Annotated in this window: 30 protein-coding genes and 1 pseudogene; 23 read left to right on the forward strand and 8 right to left on the reverse strand. The window is 67.0% G+C overall.

The window, feature by feature from the left end; all coding sequences use genetic code 11:
• Positions 1 to 130: 130 nt before the first annotated feature.
• On the reverse strand, positions 131 to 940 hold the full coding sequence (locus ACIA75_RS06990) for an enoyl-CoA hydratase-related protein (RefSeq protein ID WP_397100707.1): 810 nt from the start codon (positions 938 to 940) through the stop codon (positions 131 to 133).
• A gap of 132 nt (positions 941 to 1,072) precedes the next feature.
• Here ACIA75_RS06990 and ACIA75_RS06995 point away from each other — a divergent pair, with 132 nt between their 5' ends.
• Positions 1,073 to 2,308 (forward strand): TetR/AcrR family transcriptional regulator, encoded by a 1,236-nt coding sequence (locus ACIA75_RS06995; protein ID WP_397100710.1) that lies wholly within the window; start codon positions 1,073 to 1,075, stop codon positions 2,306 to 2,308.
• Positions 2,309 to 2,410: 102 nt separating this feature from the next.
• On the opposite strand, the gene ACIA75_RS07000 is transcribed toward ACIA75_RS06995, so the two are convergent.
• Complete coding sequence (locus tag ACIA75_RS07000) at positions 2,411 to 3,928, reverse strand: aldehyde dehydrogenase family protein (RefSeq protein WP_397100712.1); 1,518 nt, start codon at positions 3,926 to 3,928, stop codon at positions 2,411 to 2,413.
• Between the two features lie 464 nt (positions 3,929 to 4,392).
• On the opposite strand from ACIA75_RS07000, the gene ACIA75_RS07005 reads away from it, so the two are divergent.
• Genes ACIA75_RS07005 through ACIA75_RS07015 form a run of 3 tightly spaced genes read left to right on the forward strand, consistent with a single transcriptional unit; the run spans position 4,393 to position 7,018 of the window.
• Positions 4,393 to 5,343 (forward strand): ATP-binding cassette domain-containing protein, encoded by a 951-nt coding sequence (locus tag ACIA75_RS07005; protein WP_397101019.1) that lies wholly within the window; start codon positions 4,393 to 4,395, stop codon positions 5,341 to 5,343.
• Positions 5,340 to 6,149: an ABC transporter permease gene (locus tag ACIA75_RS07010; protein WP_397100714.1), complete on the forward strand. Its 810-nt coding sequence runs from the start codon at positions 5,340 to 5,342 to the stop codon at positions 6,147 to 6,149. The genes ACIA75_RS07005 and ACIA75_RS07010 overlap by 4 nt, the downstream gene beginning before the upstream one ends.
• Positions 6,146 to 7,018 carry an ABC transporter permease gene (locus ACIA75_RS07015; protein ID WP_397100716.1) on the forward strand — a complete coding sequence of 291 codons (873 nt, stop codon included), beginning with the start codon at positions 6,146 to 6,148 and terminating at the stop codon, positions 7,016 to 7,018. The genes ACIA75_RS07010 and ACIA75_RS07015 overlap by 4 nt, the downstream gene beginning before the upstream one ends.
• 9 nt (positions 7,019 to 7,027) lie before the next feature.
• Here the strand turns inward: ACIA75_RS07015 and ACIA75_RS07020 are convergent, their stop codons facing one another.
• Positions 7,028 to 8,218: a lycopene cyclase family protein gene (locus ACIA75_RS07020; RefSeq protein ID WP_397100718.1), complete on the reverse strand. Its 1,191-nt coding sequence runs from the start codon at positions 8,216 to 8,218 to the stop codon at positions 7,028 to 7,030.
• A 306-nt stretch (positions 8,219 to 8,524) separates the two neighbouring features.
• Positions 8,525 to 9,004 carry a hotdog fold domain-containing protein gene (locus ACIA75_RS07025; protein WP_397100720.1) on the reverse strand — a complete coding sequence of 160 codons (480 nt, stop codon included), beginning with the start codon at positions 9,002 to 9,004 and terminating at the stop codon, positions 8,525 to 8,527.
• A 461-nt stretch (positions 9,005 to 9,465) separates the two neighbouring features.
• Here ACIA75_RS07025 and rpsJ point away from each other — a divergent pair, with 461 nt between their 5' ends.
• From rpsJ to ACIA75_RS07090, 13 genes are all read left to right on the forward strand, one after another.
• Positions 9,466 to 9,771 carry a 30S ribosomal protein S10 gene (rpsJ, locus tag ACIA75_RS07030; protein ID WP_003938093.1) on the forward strand — a complete coding sequence of 102 codons (306 nt, stop codon included), beginning with the start codon at positions 9,466 to 9,468 and terminating at the stop codon, positions 9,769 to 9,771.
• Positions 9,772 to 9,785: 14 nt separating this feature from the next.
• Positions 9,786 to 10,451, forward strand: coding sequence for a 50S ribosomal protein L3 (gene rplC / locus ACIA75_RS07035; protein WP_397100722.1), 666 nt, complete (start codon positions 9,786 to 9,788; stop codon positions 10,449 to 10,451).
• Positions 10,448 to 11,137, forward strand: coding sequence for a 50S ribosomal protein L4 (rplD, locus tag ACIA75_RS07040; RefSeq protein WP_397100724.1), 690 nt, complete (start codon positions 10,448 to 10,450; stop codon positions 11,135 to 11,137). The genes rplC and rplD overlap by 4 nt, the downstream gene beginning before the upstream one ends.
• Positions 11,134 to 11,439, forward strand: coding sequence for a 50S ribosomal protein L23 (gene rplW / locus ACIA75_RS07045; protein WP_030522697.1), 306 nt, complete (start codon positions 11,134 to 11,136; stop codon positions 11,437 to 11,439). Before rplD ends, rplW begins: the two co-directional genes overlap by 4 nt.
• Before the next feature lie 33 nt (positions 11,440 to 11,472).
• Positions 11,473 to 12,309, forward strand: coding sequence for a 50S ribosomal protein L2 (gene rplB, locus ACIA75_RS07050; RefSeq protein ID WP_397100726.1), 837 nt, complete (start codon positions 11,473 to 11,475; stop codon positions 12,307 to 12,309).
• 14 nt (positions 12,310 to 12,323) lie between these two features.
• Positions 12,324 to 12,605, forward strand: coding sequence for a 30S ribosomal protein S19 (gene rpsS, locus ACIA75_RS07055; protein WP_062999056.1), 282 nt, complete (start codon positions 12,324 to 12,326; stop codon positions 12,603 to 12,605).
• The gene (gene rplV / locus ACIA75_RS07060; RefSeq protein WP_033244237.1) at positions 12,602 to 13,000 is read left to right on the forward strand and encodes a 50S ribosomal protein L22; all 399 of its coding nucleotides are present in this window, start codon (positions 12,602 to 12,604) and stop codon (positions 12,998 to 13,000) included. The genes rpsS and rplV overlap by 4 nt, the downstream gene beginning before the upstream one ends.
• Complete coding sequence (rpsC, locus tag ACIA75_RS07065; RefSeq protein ID WP_062999054.1) at positions 13,001 to 13,798, forward strand: 30S ribosomal protein S3; 798 nt, start codon at positions 13,001 to 13,003, stop codon at positions 13,796 to 13,798.
• A 3-nt stretch (positions 13,799 to 13,801) separates the two neighbouring features.
• Positions 13,802 to 14,218: a 50S ribosomal protein L16 gene (gene rplP / locus ACIA75_RS07070; protein ID WP_397100730.1), complete on the forward strand. Its 417-nt coding sequence runs from the start codon at positions 13,802 to 13,804 to the stop codon at positions 14,216 to 14,218.
• Positions 14,218 to 14,457 (forward strand): 50S ribosomal protein L29, encoded by a 240-nt coding sequence (gene rpmC, locus ACIA75_RS07075; RefSeq protein WP_357241994.1) that lies wholly within the window; start codon positions 14,218 to 14,220, stop codon positions 14,455 to 14,457. Before rplP ends, rpmC begins: the two co-directional genes overlap by 1 nt.
• On the forward strand, positions 14,454 to 14,726 hold the full coding sequence (gene rpsQ / locus ACIA75_RS07080; RefSeq protein WP_397100732.1) for a 30S ribosomal protein S17: 273 nt from the start codon (positions 14,454 to 14,456) through the stop codon (positions 14,724 to 14,726). The genes rpmC and rpsQ overlap by 4 nt, the downstream gene beginning before the upstream one ends.
• Positions 14,727 to 14,867: 141 nt before the next feature.
• A complete protein-coding gene (locus tag ACIA75_RS07085) occupies positions 14,868 to 15,110 on the forward strand; it encodes a ribbon-helix-helix protein, CopG family (protein WP_397100734.1) in 243 nt (80 codons plus the stop codon).
• Entirely contained in the window at positions 15,107 to 15,541 is a 435-nt protein-coding gene (locus ACIA75_RS07090) for a type II toxin-antitoxin system VapC family toxin (protein ID WP_397100736.1), read from the forward strand. Before ACIA75_RS07085 ends, ACIA75_RS07090 begins: the two co-directional genes overlap by 4 nt.
• Positions 15,542 to 15,700: 159 nt before the next feature.
• On the opposite strand, the gene ACIA75_RS07095 is transcribed toward ACIA75_RS07090, so the two are convergent.
• Positions 15,701 to 16,483 (reverse strand): dienelactone hydrolase family protein, encoded by a 783-nt coding sequence (locus tag ACIA75_RS07095; RefSeq protein ID WP_397100738.1) that lies wholly within the window; start codon positions 16,481 to 16,483, stop codon positions 15,701 to 15,703.
• A gap of 373 nt (positions 16,484 to 16,856) precedes the next feature.
• On the opposite strand from ACIA75_RS07095, the gene ACIA75_RS07100 reads away from it, so the two are divergent.
• Together ACIA75_RS07100 and ACIA75_RS07105 are read left to right on the forward strand one after the other, a co-directional pair.
• On the forward strand, positions 16,857 to 17,180 hold the full coding sequence (locus ACIA75_RS07100) for a hypothetical protein (RefSeq protein ID WP_397100740.1): 324 nt from the start codon (positions 16,857 to 16,859) through the stop codon (positions 17,178 to 17,180).
• Positions 17,181 to 17,878: 698 nt separating this feature from the next.
• Positions 17,879 to 18,457, forward strand: a complete 579-nt coding sequence (locus ACIA75_RS07105) for a hypothetical protein (protein WP_397100742.1) — start codon at positions 17,879 to 17,881, stop codon at positions 18,455 to 18,457.
• Positions 18,458 to 18,738: 281 nt separating this feature from the next.
• Here ACIA75_RS07105 and ACIA75_RS07110 read toward each other — a convergent pair whose 3' ends face one another.
• Positions 18,739 to 19,482, reverse strand: coding sequence for a lysostaphin resistance A-like protein (locus ACIA75_RS07110; protein ID WP_397100744.1), 744 nt, complete (start codon positions 19,480 to 19,482; stop codon positions 18,739 to 18,741).
• Positions 19,483 to 19,648: 166 nt separating this feature from the next.
• Between ACIA75_RS07110 and ACIA75_RS07115 the strand changes: the two genes are divergently transcribed.
• Positions 19,649 to 21,169: an alpha/beta hydrolase gene (locus tag ACIA75_RS07115; protein WP_397100746.1), complete on the forward strand. Its 1,521-nt coding sequence runs from the start codon at positions 19,649 to 19,651 to the stop codon at positions 21,167 to 21,169.
• On the opposite strand, the gene ACIA75_RS07120 is transcribed toward ACIA75_RS07115, so the two are convergent.
• Positions 21,163 to 22,122, reverse strand: a complete 960-nt coding sequence (locus ACIA75_RS07120; protein WP_397100749.1) for a pseudouridine synthase — start codon at positions 22,120 to 22,122, stop codon at positions 21,163 to 21,165. The genes ACIA75_RS07115 and ACIA75_RS07120 overlap by 7 nt on opposite strands.
• A 62-nt stretch (positions 22,123 to 22,184) precedes the next feature.
• Entirely contained in the window at positions 22,185 to 22,886 is a 702-nt protein-coding gene (locus ACIA75_RS07125; RefSeq protein WP_397100751.1) for a siderophore-interacting protein, read from the reverse strand.
• Positions 22,887 to 22,961: 75 nt separating this feature from the next.
• Here ACIA75_RS07125 and ACIA75_RS07130 point away from each other — a divergent pair.
• The 3 genes and pseudogenes from ACIA75_RS07130 to ACIA75_RS07140 form a co-directional block, all read left to right on the forward strand.
• Positions 22,962 to 23,249, forward strand: a pseudogene (locus ACIA75_RS07130) (ABC transporter ATP-binding protein); the annotation flags it as partial.
• 341 nt (positions 23,250 to 23,590) lie between these two features.
• On the forward strand, positions 23,591 to 24,646 hold the full coding sequence (locus tag ACIA75_RS07135) for an AMP-binding protein (protein ID WP_397100753.1): 1,056 nt from the start codon (positions 23,591 to 23,593) through the stop codon (positions 24,644 to 24,646).
• A 585-nt stretch (positions 24,647 to 25,231) separates the two neighbouring features.
• The gene (locus ACIA75_RS07140) at positions 25,232 to 26,524 is read left to right on the forward strand and encodes a SidA/IucD/PvdA family monooxygenase (RefSeq protein ID WP_397100755.1); all 1,293 of its coding nucleotides are present in this window, start codon (positions 25,232 to 25,234) and stop codon (positions 26,522 to 26,524) included.
• Positions 26,525 to 26,586: the final 62 nt, after the last annotated feature.

The following is a 26,586-nucleotide window of genomic DNA, read 5'->3' on the forward strand; positions in this document are numbered from 1 at the left end:
TCCACCCCCTCAGCCTGTTCTGTGTGGTTGTTCGGGGCCCCCCCCCCCCCCCCCCCCCCCCCCGCGCCCGGGCGGGCCCCCCCCCCCCCCCCCCCCCCCGCCACTCATTGTGTTCGGTGGGGTGCCGCCTCTATTCGGCGAAGACCGCCTTGCGTTTGCTCAGCATGGCGGTGGCGCCTTCGAAGAAGTCCGGCGACTGCAGCAGTTCGACCTGACCGGCCTTCTCGTCGGCGAGGGCGGTGTCCAGGGCGGCCAGCGTGGCGCGGTTGAGCGCCTTCTTGGTGAGCTCCAGGGCACGGCGGGGACCGTGGCCGATCTTCGCCGCGGCGGCCTCGACAGCGGCGTCCAGTTCCTCGGTGCTCGCCAGGACGTCGGTGAAGAGTCCCTCGGCGCGGGCGGCGGGAGCGGGTAGGCGTTCGCCGAGCAAGGCCAGCCGGGCGGCCAGCGGGCGGCCCGCGGCGGCGGCGACCAGGGCGGCGGCACCACCGTCGGGCATCAGGCCGATATTGATGAACGCCAGCAGCAGGTAGGAGTCGGCTTCCGCGTAGACCAGGTCGGCGGCGAGTGCGATGCCGACGCCGACGCCGGCGGCCGCGCCCCGGATCCGGGAGATCACCGGGACCGGCAGGTCCACGATCGCCCGGACCAGCCGGTTCGCCGCGTCCATCACCATGTCGGGGGTGATCCCGCGGGCACCTTCTTCGGCACTGGCGGCCAGATCGGCGCCGGTGCAGAAATCCCCGCCCTCCCCGGTGAGCACCACGACCCGGACCGAGGTGTCCTGGGCCGCGGCGAGGAACGTATCGCCGAGCGCGACCAGGCTGTCGTAATCGAGGGCGTTCTTGCGTTTGGGTTTGGTGAGCGTCACCCGCAGCACCCGGCCGTCGTGCACGGCGGAGAAACCCGCCGGCTGTGTTGTGGGGGAATCTGTGTCGGCCATATGCGCTCCATCGGGTGCGGTCCGTGCCAACCGGCGGGCGAATACCGGTTAACATTGCGAATTGTGGTTAACTTAGGTTGACTGGTCGGGCGCTGTCAACACCGGCGGCGCCGCCGACGGAACGGAGAATGCATGGTCGCGGAGAGCAGCCGGGTGGACCCGGTGCGCGTTCGTCCGGCCGACCGTGGCAATGGGCAGGCCGGTCGGCGGCGGCCCAAGGACCGCAAAATACAGATCATGCGCGCGGCGGCGCGCGCCTTCAGTGAACGCGGCTACTACCCGGTCGGCGTGGACGAGATCGCGGCCGAGGTCGGGATCTCGGGCCCGGCGCTGTATCGCCACTTCGCCAACAAGTACGCGCTCCTGGTCGCGGCGGCGGAGGAAGGCGCCCGGCAGTTGCTCGAGGCCGCCCGCGCCGCCGACGAGCCCGGCGCGACCCCCGAGCAGCATCTCGATGCCCTGATCCGCGCGGTGGCCGAGCACACCATAGATATCCGCCGGGAAGCCGGTCTGTACCGGTGGGAGGGCCGTTATCTGGAGCAGTCCGACCGCGCCCGGATCCGCACCCTCTACAACGAGATCAACGCGACCTTCGCCCGGCCGATCGCGAAGTTGCGGCCGGATGCGCCGCCGGAGGACATCGCCCTGCTGGCCGCCGCCGTGCTCAGCGTGATCGGCAGCATCTCGGCCCACCGCACGGCGCTGTCGAGCGCCAAACTGCTACCGCTGCTGTGCGATATGGCATGGGCGATCGTGCGCACCGAACTACCGCCCGCGCCCGGTCCCGGTGAGCCGGATCCCCAGCCGCGCGGTCTGCCGGTGACCTCCAAACGCGAACAGTTGCTCACCGAGGCGATCCGTATCTTCGGTCGCCGCGGCTACCACGAGGCCAGTATCGAAGAGATCGGTGCGGCCGCCGGGATCAACGCCTCCAGCGTGTACCGCTACTTCAGCAGTAAGTCCGACCTGCTCGCGGCGGCATTCCATCGCACGGGCGACCGGCTCGCCTTCGCGATCACCGAGGCACTGGCCGAGGCCAGCGGCCGCGCCGACGCGGTGGACAAGATCGCCGAACGCTATGTGCGGCTCAGTTTCACCATGCCGGAGATCATGCCGGTGTACTACGCGGAGTTCCCCAACCTGCCGCAGGCCGAGCAGCACAAGTTGCGCGCCATCCAGCGGCAGAACGTGCTGGAGTGGGCGAACCTCCTCGACGACGATCCCACCGAGGCCCGGTTCCGCGTGCATTCGGCGATCGGTCAGGTGATCGATGTGGGCCGGTTGATCCGCTTCGATTCCCGCCCGCAGCATATGGCCCGGCTGCACGCCATCATGATGGCCGCCCTGCTCGGACCCTCGGCTTCCTGACCGGCACGGAGCAGCGTCGTTCGGCACGAAGCACCGGCCGATTCCGATTCGGCCGTGGCCTTGCCTCAGGGGCTGGGTCGTTATGGCGACCCGCCACGTGCGCTAGCCGTGCCGGAACCGGAATACGGTGCGCGCCATCCGCAATCGCCGGACGTTCCGGTTGAAATTGGACAGGCCCAGCGGCTCCCCGTAGCGGTTGCGCGCGATGGACAGCGTCCGGCTGAACTCGCGCAGCCCCAGATCGCCGTGACTGTGGCCCTGGCCGTATTCGCCGACCCCGCCGAACGGTAGCGCCGGGATACTGGCGTAGGTGGTGGCCGTATTGACCGTCACCACACCGGCACGCAAGCGCTCGGCATAGATCTCCACCTCCGCGATATCCCGGGTGAACACCGATACCGCGATACCGCGGCCGGCCTCGTTGATCCGGGTGACCGCATCGTCGAGATCACGCACTTTGTTCACGATGAGGACCGGGCCGATGCCCTCCTCGGTGATGGCGATGCTCTCCTCCGGGACATCGGTCAGCACGATGGGCTCGACGTAGGGCTCGCGGATCGAATCCAGGCCACCGACCACCGCCCGGCCGCCGCGGGCCAGCGCGTCACGGACCTGTTTGCGGACCACGTCGGTCTGCGATTCCAGGATCATCGGGCCGTAGGACGACCGTCGGTCGGCGCCGGGCCGCAGTGCCCGCGCCCGGGTGACGACCAGGTCGAGGAACTGGTCGTATACCGAGGCCGCGACATAGGCGCGTTGTACGCCCGTGGCGTTCTGGCCGGCATTGGCCATGGCGCCGAACACCGCCGAATCGGCGGCGTCGTCGAGTTTCGCGTCGACGTGCACGATCATGGCGCCCTTACCGGAGTTCTCGACCACCACCGGGGTCATGGTCTGCGCGCACAGTGAGATCACCTCGCGACCCTGCGCCTCCGGACCCGCGTACGCGATCTTGTCGACCCCGGCGCGGCACAGCGCGGCGGTGGTGGAATCATCGCCGGTGATTGCCGCCAGGACGGGTTTGTTCGGTGCCACCTCCTGCCAGGTGGACGCCAGCCACAACCCGGTACCGCTGGTCAGTTCGTGTGGTTTGAAGACGACCGGATTACCGGCGGCCATCGCGTAGGCGATCGACCCCATCGGGGTGAAAACCGGGTTCTGCCAGGGGCCCAGTACCCCCACCACACCCAGTGGCAGATAACCGACCGAGGCGCGCTGGTGGCGGGTGAGCCAGTTCGATGCCAGCGAACGCCGGCCCAGGGCGCGACCGGCATTGCGCGCTGCCCAGTCGAGGTTCTCCACCGCGAGCATCACTTCGATCGCGGCGTCGGCCTCGGGCTTACCGGTTTCCTCGCGCAGGATCTCCACCAGTTGCGCGGAGCGGCGGGCGATAACCCGCTTCCACTCCAGGAGTAATCGTTTACGCAGGCCGAAACCCGCTGTCGACCACCAGTTCTCGACAGAACGTGCGGCAGCGACCGCATGTTCCAGCTCGCCCGGTCCGGCAATGGAATAGTTACCGACGATCTCTCCGGTGCGGGGATCGTAAGAGGTGAGCACGCTCGGTCGGCCGGATCCTCCCGAACGCGCCGCCACCTCGGGCTGCGCGGTATCGGCCATATGAGCCAGATTATTGGGGTAACGGCTACGCCGACAAGGTGTGCGCACTGCCCGGACGCTGTCACTGCACCGCCGACCAGCGTGGATAACATGCCTTTGCGCTGCTGTGAGCAAACGCACAGTTGAACAGGGCTCCGCTGCGGGTACCGGCGGCGACCCGGGCGATATTCGCCGAGCCGGTAACATCGCGCCCGGCGCCAGGGATCATCCAGCGGGATACCGATGCGCCGGTCTACCCGCAGCCCCATCCGGCCGATAGTGGAGAGTTGATGCCGAGTTCGAACGATGCCGGGACAGCCGCCGGCGACAATGCCCCGGACGTGGAGCCGGTGAACGGCTCCCGGGTGGAGTCGGGAGATACCGGTCTGCCCGGGGATGACCCGGCCGCGAATGAACCGAGCGCGGCCACCGTGCGCGCGTCCCGTTCCGGCCCGGGTGCGACGGCGACGGCAGATGTGGTCCGGGTGGAAGACATCACCAAATCGTTCGGTGAGGTGCACGCTCTGGGCGGAGTGAGCTTCACCGCTGAGCGTGGGACGGTCCTCGGGATTCTCGGGCCCAACGGCGCCGGTAAGACCACCACCGTCAAGATCTTGTCGACCCTGTTGCGGCCCGACAGCGGGAACGCGGTCGTGGCCGGCCACGATATCCGTCAGGACCCTGCAGGAGTCCGGCGGTCGATCATGATGACCGGACAGTACGCGGCCCTGGACGAGAACCTGTCAGGCCGGGAAAACCTGGAACTGTTCGGCCGGCTGATGGGTCTGAGTAAATCGGCCGCGCGTAAACGCGCGGATACCCTGCTCACCGAATTCGATCTCGTCGCCTCCGGGCGCCGCCCGGTGAATCAGTACTCAGGTGGTATGCGGCGGCGAGTGGATCTGGCGTGCGGTCTGGTGGTGCGCCCCGAAGTGGTTTTCCTCGACGAGCCGACCACGGGCCTCGACCCGCGCAGCCGCCAGGGCGTCTGGGATCTGGTGAACGCGCTCAAAGAACAGGGCATCACAGTCCTGCTGACAACCCAGTACCTGGAAGAAGCCGATGTGCTTTCGGACAACATCATCGTGATCGACAAGGGCACGGTGATCGCCGAAGGCACCGCCGACGAACTCAAAGAGAGGACGGGCGGCAGCTACTGCGAGGTCGTACCGCTGGATCCGACCCAAGTGCCGCGCGCCGCCGCCGCGCTGGGCGATCTTGTTCCGCCCGGGCTGGTGGCCGACCTCAACGGCTCCGAACGGCTGTCCATTCCGGCGCCCGAGGGGGCAGTCACGCTGGCCGAGGCGCTGCGCCGGTTGGACGCCGCCGAGATCACACTGGCCGATATCGGCCTCCGGCGGCCCTCCCTGGACGATGTGTTCCTCTCGATCACGGGTCATCCGGGCGGGACCGAACAACCGGGTGATGCCACGTGAGCGCTCCCGCGATCCCGCGCACCGAACTCTTCGACGACTTTCCGCGGACGCATGTTTCGTCGTTCGCGCAGTGGCGGGCGCTCACCGGCCGCATCGTCTGGACCATGGTCAGTAGGGGTGAGTTGATCGCCGCGGTACTGACCCCGCTGGTGTTCACCGTCGGTTTCTATCTGCCGCTGCGCCTTGTGATGCAGTTCCAGGGCATCGACTACGCCCAATTCGTGATGCCCATCATCGTGCTGCAGACCATGGCGTTCACCATGATGTCCAACGCGCAACTCGCGGCCTTCGAAGCCCGCACCGGATTCAGCAGCCGTTTGCAGAGCATGCCGATCGGCCTGCTGGTGCCGTTGAGTTCGCGGATCGCGGCAGGGCTGTTCCGTTCGGTGATATCGCTGACCGCCGCCCTGATCTACGGCCACGTCATCGGATTCGAGTTCACCGCGGGCTGGGCGCAGACCGTGGGCTTCTGCGTATTCTCGATCGCGGTCGGCACCATGCTGGCGATCGGCGCCGACGGTCTGGGCAGCCTGACGAAGAGCCCACAATCGCTGAGTCAGGCATTGACCCTGCCGACCTTGATCTTCGGCATGATGTCCTGCGGTTTCGTTCCGGAGACCCAGTTCCCGGATTGGATCCAGCCGTTCGTGCGTAATCAGCCCATCACCCAGTTCGCCTATGTCATGCGTGATATGGCGGCCGGCGGCGTGAGCTGGGAGGTGCTGCGAGTCGGGTTGGCCTGGCTGGTAGGCGGGGCGGTGCTGTTCGTACCGTTCGCGGTGTGGGCGGGTGTGAGGCGAGCATGAGTATTGTCGAGACGTCTGCGGTGGCGAGTAGCGAGCAGTTCGCGTCTACGGCCACCGCGATCGACCTACCGGAGGTCACGACCCGCCCGGAGCGATCGCTCGCGGCCTGGGCGGTACACAGTTGGATCCAGTGCAAAAGACTGCTGACGGGCTGGATGCGCGATCCGGCCACCACTATCCAGACCATCGTCTATCCCGCGTTGACCCTGCTGATGTTCTGGATCGTGCTCGACGACTCCATCACCAGCTTCTCCGGGAAACCGGCCATCTACGGCACGGTCTCCATGCTCACCTTGATCGCGGCGATGACCGGCGCGGTGGTGAGCGCCCTCGGTTTCAAGACGGAGAAGGCAACAGGCCTGCTCGGACGTCTCTGGACCCTGCCGATACACCGCGCCGCGGGCCTGACCGGGCGGTTGATGGCGGAGGCCATCAGAGTGCTCGTCACCACTCTGATCGTGATCGCGGTGGGTTTCTGTATCGGCTTCCGATTCGACCAGGGCCCGTTGGCCGCGCTCGGGCTCATCGGTATCCCGATTCTGTTCGGAATCGGTTTCGCGGTCTTCGTCACCGCGTTGGCCACTGTCTCCGAGGGACCGCTGCTGGTCCAGATCGTCGGCCTGCTGACCAATCTCCTACTGTTCTTCAACTCCGGTTTCGTGCTGATCGAGGCCTATCCGACCTGGCTGCAGTCAACGGTCGAGAATCAGCCGATGAGCTGCGCCATCGAAGCGATGAAGGGCCTCTCCTACGGCGGTCCGGTGGCCGAACCGCTCATCGACACCCTGCTGTGGGTGGGCGGTGTGATCCTGGTGTTCGGCTATCCCGCGGTCCGTGGGTACCAGAAGGCCGCCGAGAAGAGCGGCTGAGACCGGCGGTTACTTCCGGCTCTCCGCGGGCACGCCGGGCGCGAACGGGTACTCGGCCCACCGGTTGCGATTGGTCCAGCCGACGAGGTCGTAGCGCCAGCGGAACGGCCAGGTGTGCGCGACCGTGTTGAACAGCACGGATCCCAGCGCGCTGTAATCGTCATGAGCCGAGAGCAGCGCCCGCTGCCCGCGGGGGGACGCGGTGAAGAAGGAATCGAACATGGCGACGGACTGCTCGGTCGTCAATCGGCCCAGCCCCCACAGGCCCCGCATCCGCATCCAGTAGGTGAGGCGGGCCTGCCAGGGCCACAGCGCGGCGATCGCGTCGTCGCCGCGCTGGATCGCCGCGACCGCGGTATCGGCCAGTGCGAAGGAATCGGCCACGCTGTAACCGGTGCACGGGTGCATCATCCCGCCGCGCGAACCGAACGGCACCACCCGTCCGACCCCCTTGGCCGGGGGTGGGGTGTCCAGCGGATAGTGCGCGGCCTCGCTCGGTTCTTCCCCGGTCAGCTCGATCCCGTGCGCGGCCAGCCGGTTCAGGGTGCGTTTGCGCAGTTCGTGCTGCGGCATCCCGCCACGCAGCCCCAGGCTGGTCTCCTCGAAGATCACCGTGCCGTCTCCGAGCGGGACGGCGTACAGGAACGACGGGGGTTCATCCGGCCCCGCCCCGTTCTCCGGGCGCCAATCCAGCAGCAACCCCTCTCCGTCGCCCACCATCGGCGCCGCGGTCTCGGCGGCCACGAAGATTCCGTGCGCGCTGGCGGTACGGCGATCACCCGGACCGGGCATACCCCGGGAATCGGCCACCACCGCCGCACCGATCACGGTGCCATCGGTGAGTTCGACCTCGTGCGCGTCCACCCGCGTGGCGCGCCCCGCGTACACGCGGGCATCGTCGAGCGGCAGCGCGTCCCGCAGCAAGGGTTTCGACAACACGCAGTACGGACGTTCGATCCGGATCTCGGAGTCGGTCCAGACGACCGGGGCGGGGATCCGGCTCGCGATCACACTGTGCGGCAACCACTCCGGCAGTTCGTCGATCCAGCAGGAGAAGGTCGGCGGCCAGAGCCGGTCGGGGCGGGGATCCACGGCGGCCACCCGCAGGCCGGCGACGGTGGCGCGGTGGGCGAGCGCTCGACCGGACGGGCCCAGCCCGACAACGCAGAGATCGAACTCATGGGCGGTGGTAGCTGCCATGTACTGCATTCAACGGGTTGATGCGGGGGAGATCAACAGGGCGATACCGAGAACCTGGTCCCCGCACGTCTGTCCACCTGCGCCCCCACTTCGTTCCCCGCATGCGGCCGGCAGACCTTGGTGGTTCGGGGCCCGTCTCGATTCTGGAGCGGCGGAGTGAAGAATCGAGACACGAGGGTGCCCCGAACCCGCGACGCCGGAGGCGGCGCCGAAAACACAGCAACCTTCACGGACTGCCCTGCTCGCCACCTGCGACTCCGGCTCGCTTGTCGTCTCGAAGGTCCCGCCGTACCGGGGCCCGGCCGGTCAGCCTTTCGGCGTGACCCACGTGGTGATTTCCGCGTGCACCACTTCACGGCCCGTCTTGTCGTAGATCGCGACCGCCACCGTGATGTCACGCCCTTCCGTGATGGCGTCGAAGTCCGGCAGGTCGGTGAGTTCCGCAACAGCGCGCAGGCCGGTGGTCGCCTTCGTCAGGTACTGGACCTGCATCGCCTTCGGGATCCAGCGGTGTGTGGTGGGCACGGTGGCCTCGCTCAGCATGCCCATCGCGATCTCGGCGAGGTTGCAGGCGGCGATCGCATGGAAGGTGCCCAGGTGGTTGTGCACACCGAACCACTTAGGAGCCTTGACCTCGCACAAGCCGGGTTCCAGGCGCACCACCCGGGGCAGTACCGTCGCGAAATAGGGGACCCGGGCGACCATCGACAGGGAGAAGAGGCCGTGCCCCAGCGGGTTGTCCGGCAGCTTCCGCCAACCGCGGTACGTGGCGGTCTCGTTCGTCATGCGCGCTATCTTACTCCACGGTAAGATAGCGGCGCGGCCCCTTTCTCCGGACACGTCCGGACCTCGCACGACCCCGATTTGAAACGACGCCCGGGGCTCGTGCATACTGTTCGGGTTGCCTTGCCCCGGGTCGCCGTCGTTTTCGTGAAACGACACGGCTGGGCGGGGTGAGCAAAACCAGCGAGTACCTCACCTTTTGTGGTGCGGGTACGTCCGGGACGAAGTTCCGATGGCCACGATCGAAGTTTTCTTCCGAGGCCGAGGAATGAGCGGAAAGGCGACACGCCCGACCGCGTGGACCGGAGAACCATGACAGATGAACAGCGGCACGGATCGGGCATGCCCCGGTCGTGGTCTCCACTGAGACGTCATCGTGTGTTCGGGCTGTGCAAATGAAGGTGGTACGGACGCCCTAGCCGGTATCCGGATCACGGACGAAAGCGGAGAAAAGGACACTTAGCGTGGCGGGACAGAAGATCCGCATCAGGCTCAAGGCCTATGACCACGAGGCGATCGATGCGTCTGCGCGCAAGATCGTCGAAACGGTGACCCGCACCGGGGCCCGGGTCGTCGGGCCGGTGCCGTTGCCCACCGAGAAGAACGTGTACTGCGTCATCCGTTCGCCGCACAAGTACAAGGACTCGCGCGAGCACTTCGAGATGCGTACGCACAAGCGGCTGATCGACATCCTCGACCCGACGCCGAAGACGGTCGATGCCCTCATGCGCATCGACCTGCCGGCCAGCGTCGACGTCAATATCCAGTGACGGGGACTCGAGCTATGACTGACAACAAGAGCAGGCCCGCGGCCGGCATCCTGGGCACCAAACTGGGCATGACCCAGGTGTTCGACGACAAGAACCGGGTCGTTCCGGTCACCGTCGTCAAGGCCGGACCGAATGTGGTCACCCAGATCCGCACCGTCGAGCGCGACGGCTACAGCGCCGTGCAGGTCGCCTTCGGCGCCATCGACCCCCGCAAGGTGAACAAGCCGGAATCCGGCCAGTTCACCAAGGCCGGTGTCACCCCGCGCCGGCACGTCGCGGAGATCCGCATCGCGGATGCCTCCACCTTCGAGGTCGGCCAGGAGATCTCGGCCGATGCCTTCGAAGAGGGCACCTACGTCGACGTCACCGGCACCAGCAAGGGCAAGGGCTTCGCCGGCACCATGAAGCGCCACGGCTTCAGTGGCCAGGGTGCTTCCCACGGTGCGCAGGCCGTGCACCGTCGCCCGGGTTCCATCGGTGGCTGCGCCACCCCCGGCCGCGTGTTCAAGGGCATGCGCATGTCGGGTCGCATGGGTAACGACCGCGTCACCACGCAGAACCTGTCGGTTCACAAGGTGGACGCCGAGAACGGCCTGCTGCTGATCAAGGGTGCGATCCCGGGTCGCAAGGGCGGCGTCGTGATCGTCAAGAGCGCCGTGAAGGGTGGTGCGCACGCATGACCGGCTCCGCTGTGAGTACCGAGAAGAAATCCGCCTCTTTGACCCTGCCGGTCAAGGAACTGGGCGGTAAGACCAACGGCACCGTCGACCTCCCCGCGGAGATCTTCGACGTGACCGCCAATATCGCGCTGATGCACCAGGTGGTCGTGGCCCAGCAGGCCGCCGCCCGCCAGGGCACGCATTCCACCAAGACCCGCGGTGAAGTCCGCGGCGGTGGTAAGAAGCCGTACCGCCAGAAGGGCACCGGCCGCGCCCGCCAGGGTTCGACCCGGGCGCCGCAGTTCGCCGGTGGTGGCATCGTGCACGGCCCCAAGCCGCGTGACTACAGCCAGCGCACCCCCAAGAAGATGATCCAGGCCGCCCTGCGTGGTGCGCTGTCGGATCGGGCGCGCAGCGAGCGGATCCACGTGATCAGCGAACTCGTCGCCGGCCAGGACCCCTCGACCAAGACCGCGAAGACCTTCCTGTCCGAGCTTTCGGATCGCAAGAAGTTCCTCCTGGTCGTCGGCCGCGAGGACGTCACTGCCTGGAAGAGTGCCCGCAACCTGGAATACGTGCACACCATCGCACCGGACCAGCTGAACACCTACGACGTGCTGGACAGCGACGAAGTCGTGTTCTCCGTCGAGGCGCTCAACGCCTTCGTGCACGGCCCGGCTGAGGCTGCACAGGAGGAGAGCAAGTGAGCACCATCGCCGATCCGCGCGACATCCTGCTGGCGCCGGTCATCTCGGAGAAGTCCTACGGTCTGATCGAGGAAGGCACCTACACCTTCATCGTTCACCCGGACTCCAACAAGACCCAGATCAAGATCGCGGTCGAGAAGGTCTTCGGGGTGAAGGTCACCAGCGTCAACACCGCCAACCGTCAGGGCAAGCGCAAGCGGACCCGCTTCGGTTACGGCAAGCGCAAGGACACCAAGCGCGCGCTCGTGACCATCTCGGCCGACAGCAAGCCCATCGAGATCTTCGGAGGCCCGGTCGCGTAGGCGGCGGGGTATCCAGAAAGCAGAGAAGAACTCATGGCAATCCGTAAGTACAAGCCGACTACCCCGGGCCGCCGCGGGTCGTCCGTCTCGGACTTCGCCGAGATCACCCGGTCGACCCCCGAGAAGTCGCTGGTCCGCCCGCTGACCAAGAGCGGTGGCCGTAACGGCCACGGCCGGATCACCACCCGGCATCGCGGTGGCGGTCACAAGCGCGCCTACCGGCTGATCGACTTCCGCCGGCTGGACAAGGACGGCGTGCCGGCCAAGGTCGCTCATATCGAGTACGACCCCAACCGCACTGCCAATATCGCGCTGCTGCACTTCCTGGACGGCGAGAAGCGCTACATCATCGCCCCCAAGGGCGTGGTGCAGGGCACCAAGATCGAGTCCGGTCCGACCGCGGATATCAAGCCCGGCAACAACCTGCCGCTGCGCAATATCCCGACCGGTACCACCATCCACGCGGTGGAGCTGCGTCCCGGCGGCGGGGCCAAGATGGCCCGCTCGGCCGGTGCCAGCATCCAGCTGCTGGGTAAGGAAGGCCCCTACGCCACGCTGCGTATGCCCTCCGGTGAAATCCGCCGCGTCGACGTGCGCTGCCGCGCCACCGTCGGCGAGGTCGGCAATGCCGAACAGTCGAACATCAACTGGGGCAAGGCCGGTCGTATGCGGTGGAAGGGACGCCGTCCCACCGTCCGTGGTGTCGTCATGAACCCGGTCGACCACCCGCACGGTGGTGGTGAGGGCAAGACCTCCGGTGGTCGCCACCCGGTCTCGCCGTGGGGTCAGCCGGAAGGCCGCACCCGTAAGCCGAACCGCCCGAGCGACAAGCTCATCGTCCGTCGCCGTCGCACCGGCAAGAAGCGCTAAGGAGGAGGTAAGAAATGCCACGCAGCCTCAAGAAGGGCCCGTTCGTCGACGACCACCTCCAAGCGAAGGTGGACGTGCAGAACGAGAAGGGCAGCAAGCAGGTCATCAAGACCTGGTCGCGTCGTTCGACCATCACCCCCGATTTCATCGGCCACACCTTCGCGGTCCACGACGGCCGCAAGCACGTGCCGGTGTTCGTCTCGGAGAACATGGTCGGGCACAAGCTCGGTGAGTTCGCGCCGACGAGGACATTCCGCAGCCACGTCAAGGAAGATCGGAAGAGCAAGCGGCGATGAGCACAGAAACGCAGAATCCGACTGCGCGCGCGACCGCCAAGCACGTGCGCGTGACCCCGATGAAGGCTCGCCGGGTCGTGGACCTGGTCCGCGGTAAGCGCGTCTCCGATGCGCTCGACCTGCTCCGGTTCGCCCCGCAGGCCGCCAGCACCCCGGTTGCCAAGGTCGTGGCCAGTGCCGCGGCGAACGCCGAGAACAACCTCGGCCTCAACCCGGACACCCTGGTCATCTCGACGGCGTATGTCGACGAGGGCGCGACCATGAAGCGGTTCCAGCCGCGCGCCCAGGGCCGGGCGTTCCGGATCCGCAAGCGCACCAGCCACATCACCATCGAGGTCGAGAGCGTCCCCACCGCCGGTGGCACTCGTGGCCGCCGGAAGGGAGGGGCAAAGTAAATGGGACAGAAGATCAACCCCCACGGCTTCCGCCTCGGTATCACCACCGACTGGAAGTCCCGTTGGTACGCCGATAAGCAGTACGCGGACTACGTCAAGGAAGACGTCGCCATCCGCAAGCTGCTGAGCACCGGCATGGAACGGGCCGGCATCTCCAAGGTGGAGATCGAGCGCACCCGTGACCGGGTCCGCGTCGATATCCACACCGCGCGTCCGGGCATCGTCATCGGCCGCCGCGGCGCCGAGGCCGACCGGATCCGCGCCGAGCTGGAGAAGCTCACCAAGAAGCAGGTCCAGCTGAACATCCTCGAGGTCAAGAACCCCGAATCGGATGCCCAGCTGGTCGCCCAGGGTGTGGCCGAGCAGCTCTCCAACCGTGTGGCGTTCCGTCGCGCGATGCGTAAGGCCATCCAGTCGGCCATGCGTTCGCCGAACGTCAAGGGCATCCGCGTGCAGTGCTCGGGCCGTCTCGGTGGCGCCGAAATGTCGCGTTCGGAGTTCTACCGCGAAGGCCGCGTCCCGCTGCACACTCTGCGTGCCGATATCGATTACGGCCTCTACGAGGCCAAGACCACCTTCGGTCGCATCGGTGTCAAGGTCTGGATCTACAAGGGCGATATCGTCGGTGGCAAGCGTGAGCTGGCCGCCCCGAGCGCGCCGGCCGGGGATCGCCCGCGCCGCGAGCGTCCGAACCGCCCGCGTCGATCCGGTTCCTCCGGTACCACTGCGACCAGCACCGAGGCCGGGCGCGCCGCTACCGCGGTGGCCGAGCCCCCGGCAGAAAAGCAGGAGGGCTGACCCATGCTGATGCCCCGCAAGGTCAAGTTCCGCAAGCAGCATCACCCGAGCCGCAGCGGTCTCGCCAAGGGCGGCACCTCGGTGTCGTTCGGTGAGTTCGGTATCCAGGCGCTGGAGCCGGCCTATGTGACCAACCGGCAGATCGAGTCGGCGCGTATCGCGATGACCCGCCACATCAAGCGTGGCGGCAAGATCTGGATCAACATCTACCCGGATCGCCCGCTCACCAAGAAGCCGGCCGAAACCCGTATGGGTTCCGGTAAGGGTTCGCCGGAGTGGTGGATCGCGAACGTCAAGCCGGGTCGCGTGATGTTTGAGATGAGTTACCCGAACGAGGAGATCGCTCGCGAGGCGCTGCGCCGCGCGATGCACAAGCTCCCGATGAAGTGCAGGATCGTGACGAGGGAGGAGCAGTTCTGATGGCAACCGGTACCCCTGCCGCAGAGCTCCGCGAGCTGAGCGAGGAGGAGCTCGTCTCCCGCCTGCGTGAATCCAAGGAAGAGCTGTTCAACCTGCGCTTCCAGATGGCGACCGGTCAGCTGACCAACAATCGCCGGCTGCGTGTGGTGCGTCATGAGATCGCGCGCATCTACACGGTCATGCGTGAGCGCGAGCTCGGTTTGGCCACTGCCCCCGCTGACAAGGGAGATGCGGCATGAGTGACAAAGTGGAGGAGCAGCGCAGTACCCGCAAGGTCCGGGTCGGCTACGTTGTCTCCGACAAGATGCAGAAGACGATCGTCGTCGAGCTGGAAGACCGTCACCGGCACAAGCTCTACGGCAAGATCATTCGCACCACCTCCAAGGTGAAGGCGCATGACGAGAACGAGGTCGCCGGTGTCGGTGACCGCGTGCAGCTGATGGAGACCCGGCCCACGTCGGCCACCAAGCGGTGGCGGCTGGTCGAGGTCCTGGAGAAGGCCAAGTAGGTCTTCTTCTCGGCTGAGAAGGTCGTAAACGTAAGGCCCGCTTCCCGGTTCCGGGAGGCGGGCCTTCGTCATCCGCCTGCTCGTTCGGTGTGTGGCCTGCGCAGCGATTTCCTGCCATACATGGGTGGTACCATATATGGCATGAACAAGACGACCGTGTACCTCCCCGATGACCTGGAGGTCCGGCTCGATGCGGAAGCTTCGGCCACCGGGGTGAGCAAGGCGGAACTCATCCGCCGCGGTATCGCGATGCTGCTGGACGCCTCCGACCGCCCCCGCGACAGCGCGCCACTTCCGGTTTTCCGCAGCGGTCGCTCACGCAGCGTCGACGAGATGCGCGATGATATCTACGGCCAGATCAAGCAGCGGTCGGCCCGTCGGTGATCATCGTCGCTGATACCTCTGCGCTTTTCGCCGCATTCGATGCAGACCAGGAAGAACACGAACAAGCGCTGTCGGTGATGGAACACGAGATGCTGATCATCTCGCCGCTCGTGCTGACCGAACTGGATCACCTGACTCGTCGCGACCTCGGCTTCGCCGCGGCTATGAAGATCACCGACGCGCTGCTGGCGCGAACGATCGACGGAAGCTACCGGCTCGCCGAGTTGAAGCATGTCGATCTGTCCACCGCGCAAGCGGTCCGAGCCAAATACGAAGGGTTGAAACTCGACCTTGCCGACGCGGTCGGCGTCGCGCTCGCCGACAAGTACAAAACCGACTGCATCTTCACCCTCGACCAGCGCGATTTCCGTGCGATCGAACCTCTGACGTCCGGCCTTCGTTCATTCCGGATCCTGCCTGCGGACAAATAGCACTTCTAGTCCTGGACGCCGAGTTCAGTCGCTGCTCGGCGGGCCCACGTCGGTCACCGAAGCAGTGGCGGGGAGAAAGGTCGAGGGAGGACGCTCCTCGGCTGAGGTCGTAAACGCAAGGCCCGCTTCCTGTTCTCGGGAAGCGGGCCTTGTTGTCGTTTATCGGTTCGGCGCGGGGGCTCCAGTGCGCAGATTGCGGTCGAACAAGGCGAGCAGTTCGCGGTAGTGCCGTTCGGCGGCCTCGGGGTCGTAGGCGGAAGTATCGGCCTGTGTGTAGCCGTGCTGGGCCGCCTCGTAGACCTCGGTGCGGTGGCGGATGCCGGCGGCGGCGAGTGCCTTGTCGAACTGGGCGATATGTTCGGCAGTGATGTGGTGATCGTCGCCGGCATGGGCGAAATACAACTCCGCGGTGATGTTTCCGACAGTCAGGTGCGGACTGTCCGGGGCGTCGGTGACGAGCGGGCCGCCATGAAATCCGGCCACCGCCGCAACCCGATCGGGGAACATGCCGGCGGTCAGTACCGCCAGCCGCGCACCCATGCAGTAGCCGGTCAGGCCGACCTTCCCTGCGGCGACATGCGGCGATGCTGACAGCCACTCCAGGTAGGCGCCGGCATCGGAACGCAGGAGCTCCGGTGTCAGCTCGCGGATCATCGGGAGAACCTGCTGGAAGATCTCCGGCCGCTGCGCCGGGTCGATCAAGTCCGGCAACTCGATCACCGGCGCCGGCCCGTGCCGGTAATAGGCGTTCGGAAGCAGGACGGTGTAGCCGTGGGCCGCAATACGATCGGCCAGTGACCGCAGGCTGGGCCGCAGTCCGAAACCGTCCTGAATCACCAGCACTCCCGGATGAGCGACGCCATCGTCGGGGTAGGCAACATACGCATCGGCGGCACCATCGGGTGTCGGCACGTCGACCGACATTCCGTACGTTGTCATCATCGTTGAATCCTTCTGTCGTAGTTGATGTCCTGTGATCAACACGACGAAGGCGGAGCCCGCGCAGTACCGCAGGATCCTCGACCGAAAAGCGGGCGGGCACCGGCCCGCGCCGCGCTCAGAAGAGCACCGGGTAATCCATCCGTGTGTGGCGCAACGCCGTCCCGGTAGTCATCGCCTCACACCGTAGCCCGCTGGACAGGACCGATGTCAACTCTGAGGTTGCCATCGCCGGTCGATGACCTCGCCACCTGACTTCGACACCGCAGGGCGGTCACCTGGTGCCGGTCGGTGAGCTCCGGAATGTCCGGCGGTGAATCATTGCAATAGCGGCGCCGTTGTGACGGCAGGGTCGTCCGGGCGTAGCATCGACGTAGTGAAACTCCAAAAGTTCGCTATCGTAGGCGCTTTCGTGCTCGCTGCCGTATCCGCCGCTGCGCCGGCGGCTTCATCGTTCCCCACCGGTTCGGCAGGTATCGGCGACGGGCGGGAGGTCGTGATCGTCGACAACACGCTGGAGTTGAGCGATCTGAACGCATGCTGGGCCAGCGGGTTCCCGCGTGACATACATTTCGAGAACCGGAGCACGCGGGACTTCCTCGTGTATGCGTCCGGTGACTGCAGCGGCGCGCCCAGTGCCGTGGTGGCGCCGCACACGTCCGCGACTTTCTACGGCTGGTCGGCCAGGGCTGCAGCGTAAACCTGCCCAGTGAATCCGGCGGGACACCGATCGGACCGTCCGCGAAGTACTTTCGATACACCTGCTGGTGCTCTCGTCCGCACCGGTGGCAGACGTTCAGCGACCGGCGGATCCGGTGTCAGGCCGGTGCCACCGTGGGGACGTCTTGTTCGTCCTGTTCGTCTGCGAGGGCTTCCTGCTCGTCGTTGCTCGTGACAGCGGTGTCGGCACCGCGCCGCTTCTTCTGTGCGGAAGGGGAACTGCCGCCGGGTATCGACGGTCCACCGGGACGCGGCGCCGAGTCGGTGGTGCCGGCGGTGGCGGCAGCTCGACCGTCCAGAAGTGGGTACCCCTGCGGCCACCGACCGGGCTGGTGTCGGGGTGGCCTGGTTCGACTGATCCGGGGCGGTCGCGGAAGTCGAGTGAGTTGGACGGACCGGTGTCGGTTGATGTCATGGAGTGAGGACCGCCTCTCCAGCTCCACACATTGTCGGTTCTTCCCGGTCCTGGACTGTTTACGCCGGGCAAGAGGCCGGCCTCCGATCGAATGACTCCTGGGCTGTCGGGGGTGATATCCGTCACGGCCAGGTCAGTTCGAGTAGGCGGTCCCCGGAATGGGATTCGATGGCTCGCAGGCGAAATGTGGTATAGGGGAGGGCGGTTGATCGCCTCGGAAGGGGTGGCGCTACGGTGTACGGGCTATGAGGGACGCTGCGACAATGACTTCGGGGGCCTGGCGGATCGACGACGGGGCGGCGGTGACCTTCCGTGACGCCGCGGTGGCCTGGGCTATGGCCGCGCACGAGGTGCTGGCCGAGACTGCGACAGGGTACGGGTACTTCGTGACCGTGCAGGAACTGGCGGAAAAGGTGCAGGAGATGTCGGGGGTGCGTACCGATGCGCCGACCCGCACCTGGATGGATGCCATTCTGCGGAAGGTGGCGCGGCGCTGCCACAACGCGGGGGAGCCGCCGCTGACCTCGCTGTGTGTCAAACGCAATCTGAAGGTGAGCGACAGCTACAAGTACGTGCTCGAGCTGGCCGCGCTGCCGGTGCCGGCGGATATCGAAACCCATGCCGCATACGCCCGGTGGGCCTGCTACGCGGCGCACGGTGCCGATGTGCCGGTCGACGGTGGCACCCCGCCACTGATTTCGCGGGGCGGGTCGGCACGGCGGTCCAGTGGGTCCGTCGCCACGCGGCCGGCGCCGGCGAAAGCCGATACCGGTAGCCGGACGGTCGTGTGCTCCAGCTGTTTCATCCAGTTGCCTGCCACGGGGATCTGCGAGCACTGCTGATTCCGGCGTAGCCGGCAGACGAGCCGGCCGCGGCGGTGCACGCTGCGACCACCACCTGCAGCTTGTTGCCGGTGGTGGTCCCGGTTCCGTGATGTCGAGGGTGACCTCCATCTGTTGCGGATCATGATCGAGGCGGCCCCGCTGTCCCGGGAACTGCTCGACACGATCGACTGGCACGGCACAGAGCGGGTGGGTCAGCTCCGCGATCTACTCGTCCGGCATCCGGATGTGCCCGTGCGCGATCCCGATCCCGGCGTAGTTGATCGCGGTTCGGTGGCCGGTCAGGCCAATGTCGTATGCCAGAGGAATGCCGCGGTGAGCGCACCCGCGCCGTTGACTGCCCAGTGCAGGGCGATGGGGGCGAGCAGGCTACCGCTGCGGTGGCGGAGCCAGGTGAACACGACCGCGGCGGCCGCGGTGGCCGCGACGGCGAGCAGGATGCCGGCGATCTGGCCGAATACGCCGCCGCCGAGCACTCCGGACAGGCCCGCGTTACCGGCGGTGAGCCCGAAGGAGGAGGCGATATGCCAGAGGCCGAACATGAGCGAACCGGCGGCGAAAACGCCGCGGGCGCCCCACAGCCGATCCAGGGTGCCGTGTAGTACCCCGCGGAAGGCGAGTTCCTCGGGGATCACGGTTTGCAGCGGAATGACGATCATCGAGGCGATGAGGGCGCCGGAGAGCGTGGCGTAGCGGTCGGCCAGGAAGAACGGCCGGGTCAGTGGGAGCGCGGCGCCGAGGGCGACCGCCGCCAGCACCACCCCGACCGCGGCGAGCGCGTATTTGGTTCCGGTGCGCCAGTGCCGGGGCGACAGTCCCAGTTCCGACCAGTGCAGGCCGCGGCGGCGCATGAGCGCGAGCAGCACCACGGCGGCGACCGGGACGCAGACGATATTCGCCCACGCCGTGGTGAAGTGGGCGATCAGGTTGGTGCAGGTGAGTACGAGCACCACCACCGCGACATCGATGTAGGCATGGATTTTGTGCCGCGGAGCAGCCGTTTTCTCGGGAACCGGGTGGAGCATCGGTCCCAGTGTACGGATCCGCCGGGGCGCGGCTCCCCGGCCCGCGCGACCCGGCGGTTTCGCCCGGTGGGTCCGGGTGAGCTCGGATAGCATATGCGGCGCGGCGGGCTGTGACCTCGGCCGTTGCGAAGCACTACACACCTGTTCCCGGGGAAAGTGGGTTGTGATGTCGAGCGGCGATCCGGACGCCGAGCGGCGTTCGACACGCCTCGGAGGGTGGCTGCTGGCGGTGATCCTGGTGGCCGTGGTGGTGCCGGTGCTGGCCGGGGATCAGCGGCGGTTCCCGTACTACAGCCAGGAACTGAGCTGGGAACTGTGTGACACTCCGTCGGTCGACACGCCCGGTGTCGAATGCGCCGACGTGACCGTTCCGCTCGACTACTCCGACCCCGACGGCCGCACCCTCACCGTGGTGATCTCCCGGGTGCCGGCCACCGACCCCGACCGGCGTCGCGGGATCCTGCTGTCCAATCCGGGCGGTCCGGGAGCCGCCGGACTGGATGCTCCGGCTCTTCTCGGTGATGTGCTGAGCCCCGATGTGCTCGCGCAGTACGACCTGATCGGCATGGACCCGCGCGGCGTGGGTGCCTCGGACCCGACGGAGCCGTGCGGCTGGCCGGTCTCCGAGGCCGTCCGGTCGGCGGGGCCGACGGCGGCCGGTTTCGATGAGGAAGTGGTGTTCGCGTCCGAACTGGCGGCGGCTTGTCTCGACGGCGATATCGAGAAACTACGGCAGATCACCACCCGCAATACCGCGCGCGATATGGATCTGATCCGTGCGGTGCTGGGGGAGGAGAAGATCAACTTCTTCGGGTTGTCCTACGGGACCTATCTGGGCGCGGTGTTCACCGAGATGTTCCCGGAACGCAGCGACCGGATCGTCCTGGACAGCGCGATCGACCCGGACCGGTATTGGACAGGCTTGGTCCAGGATTGGGGGCCGGCCGACGAAATCGCGTTCGACGACTGGGCCCGCTGGGCCGCCGCCCGCAACTCGACCTACCGCCTCGGGGCGACCGTGCCGGAGGTCCGGGCGACGGTGGACGCCCTCTACCAGCGGACGGCCCGCGAGCCGATCATGGTCGACGGCTACCCGATCGACGGCCACATCTTCCCGTTCATCCTGCACAACGTGCTGCGCAGCTACCAGGTGAACGACACGATGGCCGCCACGGTGCGTGATATCGCCGACGCGGCGGCCGGCGATTCCAGCAGTTCGGCCGAATCGGGTCTGGGGGAACTGCTGGAGCTGTTGTATACCGGCGAGAACTCCGAATTGATGATCATCGCCTGCGGTGATTCGGAAGCTCCGCACGATCCGCAGTGGTACCGGCGCAATATCGAGAACACCCGCACCTCCCAGCCGCTGTTCGGGGCGATGGCCAACAATATTCAGCCGTGCGCGTTCTGGCCGCGCCCGGTCGAACCGGCGACGGTGGTGCGCAATGCCGTACCGGTGCTGATCGTCCAGGCGACCGGTGATGCGCGTACGCCCTACAGCGAGGCGGTACAACTGCACCGGCATCTCAGTGAGTCGCGGTTGGTGACGTTGCAGGATGTCCGGATCCACCTCACCTTCCGGCCGGGGCTGAGCACCTGCGTGAACGAGGCGATCAACGGCTACCTCGGTACCGGCCGGCTGCCCGCGACCGATATCACCTGCACCACGGACCAGCCGATTCAGTGATCGGTCGCCGGTGGCTCGGCCGGACCGGCTGCCCAGCCGTGCGGATCGGTCCAGGCCTGCAGCGATCGGCCGGTGTCGAAGCGGCGGAGTTCGCCGGTGCGCGGGTCGGTGAATTCGAGGGTCGCGGCCAGGAGCTGCAGCGGCCGGCGGTAGTCGTCGAGCTGTTTATCGGTGATCACCGGGTAGAAATCGTCGCCGAGGATGGGCAGGCCCAGCGAATTCATGTGCAGGCGGAGCTGGTGCGTGCGCCCGGTCGCGGGGTGCAGCCGGTAGCGAGCGAGCTCGTCACGCTGTTCGATCAGCTCGATGCGGGTGCGCGCATTGATCGGGCCGGGAACTTCCTGGGCGGCCAGGACGTGTTTCTCCTTGATGATCCGGCTTTCCAGAGCGACCGGGAACGCGAGTCCGGGGCGGTGACCGGCGACGGCCTCGTACTCCTTGCGGACCTGCTGCCGCTGGAACATCGTCTGGTAGGCACCGCGGTAGGCGGGATCGATCACGAACAGCACGAGACCGGCGGTCGCGCGGTCGAGCCGGTGCGCGGGGATCAGATCGGGGAGGCCGAGTTCGCGGCGCAACCGGACCAGTGCGGTCTGCAGGACATGGCTGCCGCGCGGAATGGTGGCCAGGAAATGGGGTTTGTCGGCTACCAGGATGGTGTCGTCCCGGTACACGATCGGGATATCGAACGGCACCGGCCGCTCATCGGGAAGATCGCGGTGGAACCAGATCGCCCCGCCGGGGATATACGGCGAATCGAGACCGAGCGGGCCGTCCAGATCGACGATCTCGCCGGCCCGCAGCATTTCCTCGATCCGCGCCGGTTCGACGCGGGGCAACCGCTGGATCAGATGCTCGCGCAGGCTTGCCCAGTCGCCGTCCTCGGGGAGCCGCAACCGGGCCGGATCCAGCCCGTACCGCTTCGGCAGCGGCGGCTGCTGCCTTCTTCGCATCGTCGCAGCATAGTCGGCGCGGCCGCGGCGCTATGCCCGCGGATCCGCGCGGACCTGCGGGTTCACTTCCAGTAGCCCTGGGCTTTGATCTGTTGTTTCGGCAGGGTGGTGCGCAGGGTTTTCACCACGGCGCGGGTGGTGGCGGCATCACAGGCGACCCAGGCGAAGGCATCACCGGCGACGGTGAGCTCGTCGGCTGCCTCGCGCATGGCGCGTCCGTCGTCGATCCGCTGCACCCAGGTCACCGTGTGGTGCGGTTTGTTGCGGACGGGCAGGGTGGTATCCGATTCGTACTGCCACTCCAGCCAGACGCGGGCCGGGGTGTCGCCGATCGCTTCGAGCAGGGTGTTGATCGCGGGCAGGGAGGCGCTGTCGCCGAATATCACGTATTCGCTCGGGGTCGCCGCGGGGAGCTCGAAGTTCGAGCCGAGCACGGAGGTTTCGATCACATCCCCGACCTGGGCGCGTTCGGCCCACTGACTGGCAGGCCCGCCGTGGACGGCGAATTCGATGTGGAAGTGGTCGCTGTCGGGGTCCTGGTCGATCAGGGTGTACCCGCGGTGGTGCAGTTTGTCGGTTACGGCGTCGGGGATCCACAACCGGATGAACTGAGTGGGATGGACCGGGTGATCGTCGAGTAGCCCCCCGGCGGTGAATCCGATGCGGACGTACTTGTCGGTGATCCGCTCGGTGGAGGTGACCGTCAGCCGATAGTCGTCGGCCCGCCACACCTTCATGATTACGCCATTACTACCTCTACCCATGCAGGTTAGCTTAACCTAACTGACAGCTGTGTTCAGGGTTTGCCGAGCCGTATTGTCCGGCGTCTGACCTGGCCCTCTGTTGCCCGTGCTCCGCGAAAAGTTGCGTTGATTGTGCTGCTGGACGAGGCGACCGGCGCCCTCGATCCGTGCGGCGAAGCCGTGGTCGTGCGGGGTATCCACGAGCTGGCCCGGAACAAGACGGTGATCGTCGTGGCGCATCGGCTGGCCACGGTCGCGCATGCCGATCAGATCCTTTTCCTGGACGGTGGCCGGATCGTGGAGCGGGGCACCCATGCGGAACTGCTGGAACTCGGCGGGCGCTATGCCGATTTCTGGAGCGAACGGGCACGGGCGGCCGGTTGGTCTGGAACTTGCTGGGGGGGGGGACCGGGTTTCGTGGCCTGTTGCACGGCCCGGGTGCATCGGTGCCCGGCTCCGCTGCACGATCTGCGACGCTCGGCGCGCTCGAATTCCGGGTGGATGGCCCGCGGCGCCACCGGGCATGTTAGCTTAGCCTAAGCGAACCGTACGGCGAGAATGTGGGATGACAGTATGGAGAATCATGCTCTCGCCCTGTAAGGTAAGCCTAAGCACAATGTGTACCAGGGTTCGGTGTCGACCGTGCCGATCAGTGAGGCGGGAGCTGTGGTGAACGATCCATCGGTGGTCGCGATCCGAGTGCTGCCCGTGTCAGGAGGTGACCGATGACCGTCATCGACGATATCAGGGGAATCGACTCGCTCGTCGTACCGCGGCTGACGGCCGGTGAACGGGAACGGATACTCGGCGAATGGGCCACCGGCGTGGAACCCTATGACATGTCCCCGCTGGTCACCGTGATCCGGCACGGCCATATGGTGCCCGGCACGCGCGTGGCAGCCCGTTGTGGTGGCGAGGTCGTCACCTACGGCGAACTGTACGGCGGCCTCGGCGACGTAGAGCGGACCCTCGGGTCGTCCGCGCTGCCCACTCCGGCCGGGCTCGCCGCGCTCCTGGCCGAATTCGTGACCGCCTCGCACGTCGGTATCGGCCGATTCGGCCGCGACGGCCTGCTGCTCGGTGCCGATGCGCTCGCGGTCGCCGTCGCCGATCGTCGTGCCGTCGCCGCCGATCGCCGGCTGCACCGGGTGGACCCCGCGCAGAGGCCCGCCGATGTCCGGCTGCTGGCGCTGCCGTGGGGGGACCCGCAGAACACTGTCGACCTGCTGGCGGCGTGGTCGTCGGGCGCATCGGTGGTCGTGCCGGCCGAATCGCAGCGCCGGGATCCTGCGGCGCTGGCCGAGCTGATCGAAACCTACGCGGTATCCCAGGTGGTCGCCGCCGCCGAACTGCCGGTCCGCTTCGTCGAGGCCGGGGTGCACCGGCTGCCGACCGTGGCGCGCTGGGATCTGGTGGGTACCAGTGGTGGTTCGATGCTTCCCGACGCTGTGCGGCGCCTGTCGCCGGAAGCGGTGGCAACGGTCGCATTCCACGCCCCGGCCTACGTGGGTGCTGTATCGCGCGGCCCGTTGGCGCCGGACGGCTGGACCCGCCCGGTGCCCGGTGCGAAGGTTTTGCTCCTCGATGACCACGGGCGGTTGGCTGCGCCCGGCGTTGTCGGTGATGTCCACATCGGTGGCCGGGCGCTGGGCGCGGAGTTCTCGGGCGGTCGTTATCGCGAACGGTTCGTGAGTGATCCGTACGAGCCACGCGCGCGTTTGTTCCGCACCGGCCACCGCGGTTGGTGGACCTCCGAGGGTCGGTTGATCATCGAATCGTGAGCCGCGGCACCGGCATTCGGCGATACACCGTGGCCGCTGCCCGCGCCACCTGTTGCGCAGCTGGGCCTCCGGATTCAACGGCACGGTTGTCGGGCCGCCGCCGAATTCGTGCTTCGGGTGAACAGTGGCGTCGCTCGCGTCGAGCCCGGTGCGTAGGCGATGGGCGGCGTTGCCGAGTCCGGTTCCGCGCCGGCCGGGCGGGTTCGGTCGGGAGCCGATCGGTCGGCGACAGTGTGCGCCGGGCGTGAACGTACTTCCGGCTCCGGCCGTCCACTGGCCTGCCGATCCTGTTCCGGCGACACGGAATCGGCGGCGATCAGCAGTGTTGGTCTTGGGGCGCGGTCGGAGTTGGCCTGTGCGGTCCGGTTATCGATATCCGCATCGGTCGGTTTGTATTACTGCTGGTCACCCGCATTTCGGGCGCCTGGGCGCCCGATTTCCCGAGCGGACCCGGGGTTTCGCGCCGCGACCTGATGTAAGGTAAGCCTATGCGAACTCGGGTGGTTCGTGCTGTCCGGTGCGACAGCCGCCACCACGCCGGATGAGGCGCGACGCCATCGGGCTGTCGGGAAAGTGGGAGAACCAGTGGACAGACTTCTGGTGGTCGGTGCGGGCCCCAAAGCCATGGCGGTAGCGGCCAAAGCGCATGTTCTCCGCGAACTGGGATTGCCGGCGCCACGGGTCACCGTGGTGGAACCGAATGCGGTGGGCGGTAATTGGCTGGCGACCGGTGGCTGGACCGATGGCCGGCACCGGCTCGGGACCAGCCCGGAGAAAGATATCGGCTTCCCGTACCACTCGACCTGGGCCCGCGGCCACAACCATGCCGTGGATCAGGCCATGATGGCGTTCGGGTGGACGGCCTTCCTGGTCGACCGCGGTACCTACGCCGAATGGGTGGATCGGGGCCGGCCGAGTCCGGAACACAATCTGTGGGCGAAATACCTGCAGTGGGTTGCGCGTAAATCCGAGGTGGAGATCGTGCGCGGCCGGGTGCGCGGTATTCGCGCCGAAGGTGCCGAGTGGCGGGTCACCGTCGCGGGGTCCGACGGTGAAACTTCCGAGATCGGCGCCGAGCGGTTGATGATCACCGGCCCGGGTGACAGCACCCGCGCCCTGGCCGACCATCCGAAACTGCTGAGTATCGCCGATTTCTGGGATCTGGCGGGACGCCGGAAACTGCCGGTGTCCTCGCGGGCCGCCGTGATCGGCGGGGGTGAGACCGCCGGTTCGGCCATGGACGAACTGGTCCGCCACGATGTGCTGACCGTTTCGGTGATCTCGCCCGCCGCCACGATCTACACCCGCGGCGAAAGTTATTTCGAGAATTCGCTGTTCAGCGATCCCGCCAAATGGCGGGCGCTGAGCGTCGCCGAACGCCGTGATGTGGTGCGGCGGACCGACCGGGGCGTGTTCTCGGTGCGGGTGCAGGAGACGCTGCTCGCGGACAACCGGGTACATCACCTGCAGGGCCGGGTGGTGCGGGTGGCCGATCAGGGGGACGGGGTCGCGCTGACGCTGCGCAACGAATCCCGGCCCGACCAGACCCATGCCTTCGATCTCGTGGTCGACGCGACCGGCGGCCAGCCGCTCTGGTTCCTCGACCTGTTCGACGAGGAGGCCGCCGATCTGTTCGAGCTGGCCGTCGGCGGGCCGGTCACCCAGCCGAGGATCGAGGCGGTGATGGGATACGACCTGGCGGTGGAGGGGTTGCCGGCGAAGCTGTATCTGCCGAATATGGCGGGTCTTGCGCAGGGGCCCGGATTTCCGAATCTCAGTTGCCTGGGCGAACTCTCGGACCGGATTCTGGCGAGCGCACCGGCGCCCGTCGCCGCGGCCGCGAGCCCGGCGTTCGCGGGACAAGTCCCCACACACTGAGCGCCTGGCGCTAGGCTAGGCTTGCCTTACTTTTGTCCAGCAACACGTAGATGAGGTTCGTT

This window comes from Nocardia sp. NPDC051750 (genome assembly GCF_044453135.1).
In the GTDB taxonomy this organism is placed as follows: domain Bacteria; phylum Actinomycetota; class Actinomycetes; order Mycobacteriales; family Mycobacteriaceae; genus Nocardia.